This is a genomic window from Cronobacter universalis NCTC 9529 (genome assembly GCF_001277175.1).
In the GTDB taxonomy this organism is placed as follows: domain Bacteria; phylum Pseudomonadota; class Gammaproteobacteria; order Enterobacterales; family Enterobacteriaceae; genus Cronobacter; species Cronobacter universalis.
The window spans coordinates 57,829-68,905 of the sequence record NZ_CP012258.1; the positions used below are offsets into that span (position 1 = coordinate 57,829).

The window sequence follows — 11,077 nt, forward strand, 5'->3', positions numbered from 1 at the left end:
TTAAACGAGGTAACAGAATGGAGTCCACATTCCTGAAAAGTTGGGGTAGCGAATATGTGGCGGACGGCGCCGCTCGCTTCCGTCTCTGGGCGACCGGGCAGAAGCGCGTGACGCTGCGCCTCGCGGGCCAGGATTTGTCCATGACGCCGACAGGCGATGGCTGGTTTGAACTTGAAGTGCCGGGCGTCGCACCCGGAACCGAATACTGTTTTGTGCTGGAAGACGGCATGACCGTGCCGGACCCGGCTTCACGGGCCCAGAAAGCGGACGTCAACGGGCCGTCGCTGGTTGTCGATCCGGCCGCGTATCAGTGGCAAACCACGGACTGGCGCGGCCGCCCGTGGGAAGAGACGGTCGTCTATGAGATGCACATCGGTACGTTCACGCCGGAAGGCACCTTCCGCGCGGCCATTGAAAAGCTGCCGTATCTGGCGCAGCTTGGCGTCACGATGCTGGAAGTGCTGCCGGTGTCGCAGTTCGGCGGTAACCGCGGCTGGGGCTACGACGGCGTGCTGCTTTACGCCCCGCACTCCGCTTACGGCACGCCGGACGATTTTAAAGCGTTTATTGACGCCGCCCACGCGCACGGGCTCTCCGTGGTGCTGGATATCGTGCTCAACCACTTCGGCCCGGAAGGCAACTATCTGCCGCTGCTGGCGCCCGATTTCTTCCACAAAGAGCGCATGACGCCGTGGGGCAACGGCATCGCCTATGACGTCGACGCGGTGCGCCGCTACATCGTTGAAGCGCCGCTCTACTGGCTGAAAGAGTACCGCCTGGACGGCCTGCGTTTTGACGCCATCGACCAGATTGAAGATACCTCGGCGAAACACGCGCTGGTTGAAATCGCCGAGCGCATCCGGGCGGAAATCACCGATCGCCCGGCGCATCTCACCACCGAAGACAGCCGCAACGTCATTTTCCTGCATCCGCGTAACCCGGACGGCAGCGCGCCGCTGTTTACCGGCGAATGGAACGACGATTTTCACAATGCCATCCATGTGTTCGCCACCGGCGAAACGCACGCCTATTACCAGGACTTCGCCGATAAGCCTGAAAAACTCGTCGCCCGCATACTGACGGAAGGTTTTGCCTACCAGGGCGAAGTGTCGCCACAGAGCGGCGAGCCGCGCGGCGTGGACAGCACCGGCCAGCCGCCGGTCGCGTTCGTCGATTTTATCCAGAACCACGATCAGGTCGGCAACCGCGCCTGGGGCGAGCGCCTGATTGAGCTGGCGGGCAGCGGGCGCACCAAAGCGCTGCTCGCCACCCTGCTGCTCTCGCCGCATATTCCGCTGCTGTTTATGGGCGAAGAGTACGGCGAAACCAATCCGTTCCTGTTCTTTACCGATTTCCACGGCGACCTGGCGAAAGCCGTGCGCGAAGGCCGCGCGCGTGAATTTGAAGGCCACGGCGACTGGGACGGCGACAGCGTGCCGGATCCGAACGCGCAGCAGACGTTTGAAATGTCGAAGCTCGACTGGCAGAAGCCGGAGAGCGAAGAGGGGAGGGCATGGCTTGCGCTCACCCGCGAGCTGCTGACGCTGCGCCGTGAGCATATCGTGCCGCTGCTGGCGACGGCGGGCGGCCACAGCGGGCGTGTCGTCGACACCGCGCCGGGCTTTGTGGCGGTGAGCTGGACCTTCCCGAAAGGCACGCTATCGCTGGCGCTCAATATCGGCGAGCGCCCGCAACCGCTGCCGGAAATGCCGGGCGACACGCTGTTCGCCTGGCCGCAGGCAGGCGACGCGCTGCCCCCTGACAGCATTCACGTTCGCCTGGCGAAAGGAGACGCGCAATGAGTATTCCTTCTTCAACGTACCGCATTCAGTTTCGCAACGGCATGACGTTTGACCGCGCGGCGGGCCTGGTGCCTTACCTGAAACGGCTTGGCATCAGCCATCTGTACGCGTCGCCGGTGTTTACCGCCACCACCGGCTCCACACACGGCTATGACGTCACCGACGCCAATGAAATCGAGCCGTCTATCGGCGGGCGCGAAGGCTTTGACCGCATGGTGCAGGCGCTTAAAGCGGCCGGACTGGGGCTGATCCTTGATATCGTGCCCAACCATATGGCGGCGTCGCTGGAAAACCCGTGGTGGCGCGATGTGATTGAACATGGCGAAAAGAGCCGTTACGCCCGCTATTTCGATATCGACTGGACGCGTCGCCTGACGCTGCCGTTTCTGGGCGATACGTTTGAGAACGTGCTGGAGAACGGCGAAATCAGCGTTAAGGCCGATCCGAAAACCGGTAAACCGGCGCTCGCCTATTATGACAGCTACTACCCGCTCAACCCGGAGACCTGGCAGGGACGCGAGGCGGACGTGCTGGCGATAACGGATAAAGGGGCGATTGCGGCGCTGCATGACCGCCAGCCGTACCAGTTAATCTCCTGGCGCGACGCGCCGCGTTCGCTCTCTTACCGCCGCTTTTTTGAGATAACCGGGCTCGCGGGCGTGCGCGTTGAAGATGACGCCGTGTTTGACGACAGCCACCGGCTGATCCTCGAACTGGTGCACTCCGGCGCGGTGGATGGCCTGCGGGTGGATCACGTCGATGGCCTTGCCGATCCGAAAGCGTATCTGGAGCGGCTGCGCGAAAAAGCCGGACCGGATTGCTATATCACCGTCGAAAAAATCCTCGGCAAGGGCGGGCAGATCCCCGACGACTGGCCGATTTCCGGCACGACGGGGTATGAATTTATCGCCGCGCTCTCGGATGTGCTGGTGGATGACGCGAAGCTCGACGATCTCAGCAAGGCGTATCACGACGTGGTCGGCCAGGAAGTGGATATGTCCGCCGAACTGCGCGACGCCAAACTGCTGATGGCCGACCGGAATTTCGAAGGCGAATTTACCACGCTGCTGCGGCTGGCGACCGGCATTGCACAGCAGGAGGGCGTGACCCTGGAAGAGCCGGTACTTCGCGGCGCGCTGCGTGAGCTACTGGTCGCGTTTCCGGTGTATCGCACCTACGGCACTGCGCAGGGGCTGACGCCCGCTGACAGCGCGCTCTTACAAAAAGTGGTCGCGAAAGTGCAGGCTGGCGAACATGCGCCGGATGCGCAGGCGCTCGGGTTTCTCACCGATGTGCTGGCCGGGAAACTTTCCGGCGATTCACACGCCGACGCCGCCACGTTCCGCACCCGTTTTCAGCAGCTTACCGGCCCGCTGATGGCCAAATCGGTGGAAGACACGCTGTTTTTCCGCCAGAACATGCAGCTTGCGCTCAACGAAGTGGGGGCCGAGCCGCTGCCGCGCACCTACTCGGCGGATCGTTTCCATAAAGAGATGAAGCTGCGCCTGGCGCATCAGCCGGACGCGCTCACCAGCACGTCGACGCATGACACCAAACGCGGCGAAGACGCCCGCGCCAGGCTCTATGCGCTCACCGAAGCGCCGCTGTTTTATGCCGAATGCGTCGCGCGCTGGCGTCAGCTCAACCAGACCAAAGTGGTGTTCCTCAATGACGGCACCGCGCCGAAGGGCGCCGATACCTGGATGCTCTATCAGGCGCTGGCGGGCGTCTGGCCCGCCACGCTGAAGCCGGATGACGCCCCAGGCCTGAAGGCGCTCGAAGAGCGCTTCCTCGCCTTTGTGGAGAAAGCGTTGCGTGAAGCGAAGCTGCGTACCGACTGGGCGGACACTAACGACGCCTATGAAAAAGCGGTGCTGGATTACGCAAGCCATATGCTCTCGCCGGACAACCAGGATTTCCTGAAGGATTTCCACGAAGCGTTGCAGCCATTTATCCGCGCGGGGCTGGTCAACAGCCTGACCCAGACGGCGCTTAAACTGACCGCCCCTGGCGTGCCGGATATCTACCAGGGCAGCGAAGCGCTCAACTTCAGCCTGGTGGACCCGGATAACCGCCGCGAGCCGGATTTCATCGCGCTCGACAGTATGCTGGCGCCGCAGGCGAATCTCGCGGCCACGCCGCAGGACTGGATCAGCGGGCGGCTTAAGCAGCACCTGATCGCCCGTGTGCTGCACCTGCGCCAGCAGAATCCGGCGCTGTTCCGCCACGGCGACTATCTGCCGCTTCACGCTGAAGGCGAGTTCGACAGTAACGTCATTGCCTATGCCCGCACGCACGGCGATGACGCCATCATCGTGATAGCGCCGCGGCTGATGTTCACCGCGCTCTATGAAAGCGCGTCGCTACCGGCCCGCGCAGGCTGGCACGACACGCAGATTGTGCTGCCGCCAGCGCTTGCAGCGCGTCGCTGGCGTAACGTGCTGACCGGCGAGACGCTGACGCTCACCGATCGGATAAACCTGGAGACAGCCGACGGCTGCTCGTCTGTGATACTGATAACCGACTGATTCCATGCGAATAAACATCATGAATCGTGGTAGTCCTGACTATGTACGGCCTGGAGGGAGAGGGAGATATGTCAAACGATAAGGCTTTTGAAATCACGGCGGGATGCAGTTATCCCCTCGGCGCAAATTACGACGGCGAGGGGGTAAACTTCGCGATTTTCTCCGCGCACGCCGAGCGCGTGGAGCTGTGTCTCTACGATCCGAGCGGCAAACACGAAATCGCCCGCCTGACGCTGCCGGAATATACGCACGAAGTCTGGCACGGCTATGTGCCGGGCCTGCAACCCGGCGCGCTGTATGGCTACCGCGTACACGGGCCGTACGATCCGGAAAACGGTCATCGCTTTAACCCGAATAAGCTGCTGGTCGACCCGTACGCGCGCGATCTCGTCGGCGATATCGAATGGAACGAGGCGCACTTTGCCTACGACCTGCTGCACGAAGATAAAGATCTCACCTTTGATGAGCGCGACAGCGCGCCGTATATGCCAAAGTGCCGCGTCATCGATCCGAACGAGTTTGACTGGCAGGATCAGAACCGGCCTTCCATCCTCTGGCCGCACGCGGTGGTGTATGAGACGCATGTGAAAGGTTTCACGCAGATGAACCCGGCGGTGCCGCCGGAGCTGCGCGGCACCTATGACGGCATGGCGCATAAAGCGTCGGTGGATTACATCAAAAGCCTTGGCATTACGTCTGTTGAACTGCTGCCGGTGCACTGGTTCCCGGACGATCAGCACCTGCTGGATAAGGGGCTGAAAAACTTCTGGGGCTACAATTCGCTCGGCTTCTTCGCCCCCGCCTCGCGCTACTTCGGGCCGCGCGGTATTCAGGGTTTCCGCGACATGGTGCGCGCCTACCATGACGCCGGTATCGAGGTGATCCTGGATGTGGTCTATAACCACACCGCCGAAGGCAACGAGCTTGGCCCGACGCTCTCGTTCAAGGGCATCGATAACTTCTCTTATTACCGCACCATGCCGGATCAGCACCGCTATTACATTAACGATACCGGCACCGGCAACACGGTGAATACCTCGCACCCGCGCGTGTTGCAGATGGTGATGGATTCGCTGCGCTACTGGGCGGAGTCGATGCATATCGACGGTTTCCGTTTCGATCTCGGCACTATCCTTGGCCGCGAGCCGGAAGGGTTTGACCAGCGCGGCGGCTTCTTTGACGCCATCATGCAGGATCCGGTGCTCTCGAAAGTGAAACTGATTGGCGAACCGTGGGACATCGGCCCTGGCGGCTATCAGGTGGGCGGCTTCCCGCCGGGCTGGGCGGAGTGGAACGACAAATACCGCGATACGGTGCGCGAATACTGGAAGGGCGATAACGTCTCGACCGATTTCGCGGCGCGCCTGCTCGGCTCCGGCGACCTCTACGATCAGCGCGGCCGCCGTCCGTGGGCGAGCGTCAACTTTATTACCGCGCATGACGGCTTCACGCTTAACGATCTCGTCTCCTATAACGGCAAGCACAACGAGGATAACGGCGAGGATAACAACGACGGCCATAACGACAACCGCTCGTACAACTACGGCGCGGAAGGCCCGACCGACGACACAGGCATCAACGCGGTGCGTGAACGCCAGAAACGCAACTTCCTCGCCACGCTCTTTTTCTCCCACGGTACGCCGATGCTGCTGGCAGGCGACGAGTTTGGCCGCAGCCAGATGGGCAATAACAACGGTTACTGCCAGGACAGCGAGATCTCCTGGGTGCACTGGGAAAACCTGCCGGAAAGCGCCGGGGCGCTGCGCGAATTCACCCGTAAGGTGATTAAGCTGCGCGCCGAACAGCCGCTGCTGCGCCGCGAGAACTGGCGCGATGGCATGGTTATCGAGTGGTTCAACGCGGGCGGCGGTTATCAGCAGCCGGAGCAGTGGGACGAAGGCTCAACGCTCGGGGTGTACATCGGCAGGCCCGATCTGGAAACCGAAGAGGGGATCTGGCACGACGTGCTGATGCTGTTCAACCCGTTTGAAGGCAATGTGCCGTTCCGCATTCCGCAGTTTGGCGAAGGCGGCTGGGTGCTGGAGCTGACCACCTCCGATACCGCGAATGAAGGACTGGTGATCACCAAAGAGAAGGATTTCGAGCTGGAAGGGCGCAGCATCGCGCTGTTCAGACGACCATAATGGCTATGCCATAAAACCAACGGCGCAGGGGTTATCTTCTGCGCCGTTTTTTTATGGCAGATTAAAACGCCACGTTCATGCGCGCCATGATGGTCTGAGCGCGTGAGCCTCGGTCATCCAGCCCCAGCGTGCCCTGATACGCAAGACCCGGCGTGACGCCATTCGGTAGTTGCACATCCAGGCCGACGCCGAGCGCCAGCGTCTGCCGGTTCTGCTCATACAGCGACATGCGCCAGGTGTCGTTACCGGTATCGGCATAACCAACGCGCGCGCTGCCGGTATCATTCATCAGGCGTGAATACTCCACGCGGCTTTGCAGACGAATATCGCCCCAGCTGACCGGAACGCGGTGCTCGGCGCGCAGGCCCGCGCTGCCCGTGAGCTGGGAAAAGCGCTGCGGGGCAAACGCCAGGTTATACATGCCCGCGTCCGATTCGGTGTAGCGCTCCAGATGCGTCTGTGAAACCTGCACGCGGCCATAGGGCGAGACGAGACTCTGCGGCAGGCGGAACTCGTAGCCTGAGGTGAGCGCGCCAAAGACCTGGCTTCCGGCGCGGCTGCCGCGCGCATACGCATCCGTTTCGCTCACATGGCGTTTGCTGTCGAAATCAAGGCGGCTGTAGCCTAACAGCCCGTCGATGAAAACCGCGTCCGGGTGGTAGCTCGCATAGAACGCGGCGCTCAGCGAACGGCCATTGCTGCGGGTGCCGGTGTCGCCGATATCGCTGACGTCGCGCCCGAAGCCCATCCCCACACCTGCCGTCACGGTGGGCGTGAAGCGGTAATCCACACCCGTGCTGACGCCCACCAGCGTATGGCTTAAGCGCATCGTCGCATCTTTATCGCGCCCGAAATCGACATAGCCGCCCGTCCAGTACGAGAGCCGCTGGCCGGGCGCCTGCTCGCCGAACGGTAGCGCGGGCGGCAGACTGTTCTGCGCGTCCAGCTGCGCCTGCTGTTGCAGCGCGGCGTTCCAGAGATCGGTGTCCAGCCCGCGCTCCGCGTGGGAAGAGGGCAGGGCGAAATGCACGCCGTTCAGGCTGGACGGCACATTTTCGTTGCCGTGGAGCTGTTCGAGACGATCGTTGAAGTTGCGGATCTGCGCGCGGGCGAAGTTTTGCGCCGCCTGGTACTGCGCGCTGATGGTGCCCGTCACGCTGGCGTCTTTCGACGGATCGGGGCGTGAGGCAATGGAGAACGTAATGGTCGCAGGCGGCGTGATGCCAGAAGCGCTTAACAGTACATAGCGCAGCACAACGGTGCCGCTGGCCTGCGGCGCGGCGGTAAATGTCAGTTCGTAATCGCTACCCTGCGGCTGGATGCTGGCCGTGCCCTGGCGTTTATCCGGGGCTGCCAGCAGACGCGCGCCGGTGAACGGGCCGCCGGTGGCACCACGCGTGAGCGACACGCGAGTCACGCGCCCGGCAGAGAGCGACGCGTTCTGATCCACCGCCTGCGCGGCGGCGGCGTTAATGCGCAGCGTGTAGGCAGTGTGAACCGTGGCGCCGTTCGCATCGGTGGCTGAAAGCGTCAGGGCGCTGTCGCCTGCCAAGCCCGGCGTGCCTTTCAGGATGCCGTCCGAGAAGGTGAGCCCCGCGGGCAGCGAGCCGCTCAGCTGCCAGCGATATGGCGCAACGCCGCCGCTCACCGCGAATGTCTGCGATAAGGCCGTGCCAACGGTGCCGGACGGGAGCGCGCCCGCAGCCGGGGTCATCGCGAGCGTGGCGGCAGGTGGCGCGCCGTTCGATACCACCAGCGTATAGGTTACAGTGGAAGAAACGCCCGCGGCGTCCTGCGCGGTCAGCGAAATGCTGAAACTGCCTGACGTTGTAGGTGTACCGGAGAGCGCGCCGGTCGCGCTGTTGTGCGTGATGCCTGCCGGCAGGCCATGCGCTGTCCAGGTATAAGGTGCCGTGCCGCCGGCAACGGAAACGTTCTGCGACCAGGCGCTGCCCACGGTGGCAGGCGCGAGCGCGCCGCTGGCGGGCGATATCGTCACGGCAGCGGGCGCGGTAATGGTCAGCGATGCTGTGGCGTTCGCCGAGGTGCCCGCACTGTTGCTGGCGTTATACGTGAAGCTGTCGCTGCCGCTATACCCGGCCAGCGGCGTGTACGTAACCGACGTCCCGGAGATAATCAGCGTGCCGTGCTGCGGCGCGGTAACCAGATTCACCGCCGTCGCGGTGCCGCCGGAGAGCGCGAGCGCAATGGGGTTATCCTGACTGTTGGCCGCCACCTGCGCGCTGACGTTGCCCGCCACGGGCGTCTGCTCGTTGCGCTGGATAACAACGCTGTAGTTTTTGGTGGTGCCATCTTCGGCGGTCACGATAATCGTGATGGTATTTACGCCCACGCTCAGGTTGACGGAGGGCGATGCGGAGCCGGAAGACACAACGTTGCCATTCACGGTGACGGTGGCGGCGGCGTGGGTCGTGACCGGCGTCAGCGTCACCGAAGTGACGGCGTAATCGACCGTCGCGTGGTAGCTGGTGGTGCCGGCCGAGAAGCCGGGCGAGAGCGCGCCGCCGGAAAACGAGAGCCCGCTCAGCGTGGCGTCTGAGGAGAGCGTGACTGCGGCGGTACAGGAGACGGTCACCGGGCTGATAAAGCCGTTGGCCGTTGATACTTTTAACCAGAGTCCGCCCGCAGTGAGCTGTGCGCCGGTCACCGTGGTGCTGAAACTCCCCGCATTGCCGTCTGAGCTGTAATGCACCAGATAATGCTGGGATAAGTCACGGGAATGCATGATAACGTTATCCGCATTCATTGGCGGGCCGCCTGCGCCCGCGCCGCTGTCGGTAAACGAGACGGTGAGGGTTTCATCTTCGCTGAAACTGCTGGCGTTGTACGTGCTGAGGCCAGAACTCACCGGGCTCGCCGCGTTCAGGGCCATACACGCCGATGAGAGCGCGCGGGCGGGCGATATCGTTATCGCAAAGAGTACGAGAAGCACAACGAAAAAAGTGACCGCTTTCAGCAGCCCGGAAACGTGACGCGCCATCATTCACCCGCAGTGAAATTATTAAAATGATCTGATTGTTACGCAGCGTAACATTGAGTGGGCGGTAACGATGGGCCGATATAACCAGGTTTTCAGGGACAATTAGCGGCGTAGCGGCAGAGGTTTACTCGGGATCTTTTTTCTGTTCGTCTTTTTTCAGGGGATCGCCTGCCGGCATGCGAAATAGCGGCTTGTGTTTAAGCGAAGGAATGGCGTTTCTTCCCTCAGGGGGCGGATTACGGGACGGCCAGTACAAAATAAGATCGGAAATCAGTTCCAGCAGATAATGCATACGCCCTCCTGCGGTGAATAATGCTTTCCATCATAGCGAAAAACAGGGCGCATTGATAATGCGCGGATACGGCGCTTGACCCATGACAAGGCGGCGCGCCGGTCACCCTTCATATAATCACGCCCTCAATTCTTCACGGATGTGATGCTATGGCTTACCAACTCAACCTCAACTGGCCGGAATTTTTAGAAAAATACTGGCAGAAAAAACCTGTCGTGCTGAAACAGGCGTTTGCGAATTTTATTGACCCGATCACGCCGGATGAGCTGGCCGGGCTGGCGATGGAGCCGGAGGTCGACAGCCGTCTGGTGAGCCACAAAAACGGCAAATGGCACGCCAGCAACGGCCCGTTTGAGCATTTCGACGGGCTGGGTGAAACGGGCTGGTCGCTGCTGGCGCAGGCGGTTAACCACTGGCACGCGCCCTCCGCCGAACTGGTGCGACCGTTTCGCGTACTGCCGGACTGGCGCCTGGACGATTTAATGATTTCATTTTCCGTACCGGGCGGCGGCGTCGGCCCGCATATCGACCAGTACGACGTGTTTATTATTCAGGGCATGGGTAGCCGCCGCTGGCGCGTGGGCGATAAGCTGCCGATGCGTCAGTTCTGCCCGCACCCGGCGCTGCTGCATGTCGACCCGTTCGAGCCGATTATCGATGAAGATCTCGAACCGGGGGATATTCTCTATATTCCACCCGGATTCCCGCATGACGGCTTTACCCACGAAACGGCGCTGAACTACTCCGTCGGTTTTCGTGGGCCAAACGGGCGCGATTTGATCAGCAGCTTTGCGGATTATGCGCTGGAAAACGATCTGGGCGGCGAGCACTACAGCGACCCGGATCTGACCTGCCGCGACCATCCGGGCCGCGTTGAGGCGTATGAGCTTGAGCGCATTCGCCAGATGATGCGGGCGATGATTAACCAGCCGGACGATTTTACCCGCTGGTTTGGCTCGTTCGTCACCACGCCGCGCCACGAGCTGGATATCGCCGCCGCCGAACCGCCTTACACGGCCGAAGAGGTGCGCGAGGCGCTGCTTGGCGGCGAAACGCTGACACGCCTTGCCGGCCTGCGGGTGCTGAACGTCAACGGCCGCTTTTTCATTAACAGCGAGCAGTACGACACCGTCGATCCGCGCGCGGCGGATGCGCTGTGCCGCTATACCGACATCAGCCAGAGTGAGCTTGGCGACGCGCTGCATCATCCGGCATTTATTGATGAGCTGACCGCGCTGATAAACCAGGGCTACTGGTTCTTCGACGAATAATATTTTCCCTCACGGCCTTCGTCTCTCGCGAAGGCCAAT

6 protein-coding genes are annotated in these 11,077 nt (G+C 61.8%); 4 read left to right on the forward strand and 2 right to left on the reverse strand.

The window, feature by feature from the left end; genetic code table 11:
* Window positions 1-17 precede the first annotated feature (17 nt).
* The 3 genes from treZ (at window position 18) to glgX (ending at window position 6,474) form a co-directional block, all read left to right on the forward strand.
* Entirely contained in the window at window positions 18-1,802 is a 1,785-nt protein-coding gene (treZ, locus tag AFK65_RS20160; protein WP_038858819.1) for a malto-oligosyltrehalose trehalohydrolase, read from the forward strand.
* Window positions 1,799-4,330, forward strand: coding sequence for a malto-oligosyltrehalose synthase (gene treY, locus AFK65_RS20165; protein ID WP_007706011.1), 2,532 nt, complete (start codon window positions 1,799-1,801; stop codon window positions 4,328-4,330). Before treZ ends, treY begins: the two co-directional genes overlap by 4 nt.
* 68 nt (window positions 4,331-4,398) lie before the next feature.
* A complete protein-coding gene (gene glgX / locus AFK65_RS20170; RefSeq protein WP_007706008.1) occupies window positions 4,399-6,474 on the forward strand; it encodes a glycogen debranching protein GlgX in 2,076 nt (691 codons plus the stop codon).
* A gap of 61 nt (window positions 6,475-6,535) precedes the next feature.
* Here the strand turns inward: glgX and AFK65_RS20175 are convergent, their stop codons facing one another.
* Entirely contained in the window at window positions 6,536-9,475 is a 2,940-nt protein-coding gene (locus AFK65_RS20175) for an autotransporter domain-containing protein (protein WP_038858820.1), read from the reverse strand.
* Between the two features lie 124 nt (window positions 9,476-9,599).
* Entirely contained in the window at window positions 9,600-9,767 is a 168-nt protein-coding gene (locus AFK65_RS22135; RefSeq protein ID WP_007705990.1) for a hypothetical protein, read from the reverse strand.
* 149 nt (window positions 9,768-9,916) lie between these two features.
* On the opposite strand from AFK65_RS22135, the gene AFK65_RS20180 reads away from it, so the two are divergent.
* On the forward strand, window positions 9,917-11,038 hold the full coding sequence (locus tag AFK65_RS20180; RefSeq protein WP_007705973.1) for a ribosomal protein uL16 3-hydroxylase: 1,122 nt from the start codon (window positions 9,917-9,919) through the stop codon (window positions 11,036-11,038).
* Window positions 11,039-11,077: the final 39 nt, after the last annotated feature.

Excerpts from the sequence above, each read along its gene's own strand:
- treZ (WP_038858819.1), top strand. The coding sequence starts at position 18 with ATGGAGTCCACATTCCTGAAAAGTTGGGGTAGCGAATATGTGGCGGAC.
- treY (WP_007706011.1), top strand. The coding sequence starts at position 1,799 with ATGAGTATTCCTTCTTCAACGTACCGCATTCAGTTTCGCAACGGCATG.
- glgX (WP_007706008.1), top strand. The coding sequence starts at position 4,399 with ATGTCAAACGATAAGGCTTTTGAAATCACGGCGGGATGCAGTTATCCC.
- AFK65_RS20175 (WP_038858820.1), bottom strand. The coding sequence starts at position 9,475 with ATGGCGCGTCACGTTTCCGGGCTGCTGAAAGCGGTCACTTTTTTCGTT.
- AFK65_RS22135 (WP_007705990.1), bottom strand. The coding sequence starts at position 9,767 with ATGCATTATCTGCTGGAACTGATTTCCGATCTTATTTTGTACTGGCCG.
- AFK65_RS20180 (WP_007705973.1), top strand. The coding sequence starts at position 9,917 with ATGGCTTACCAACTCAACCTCAACTGGCCGGAATTTTTAGAAAAATAC.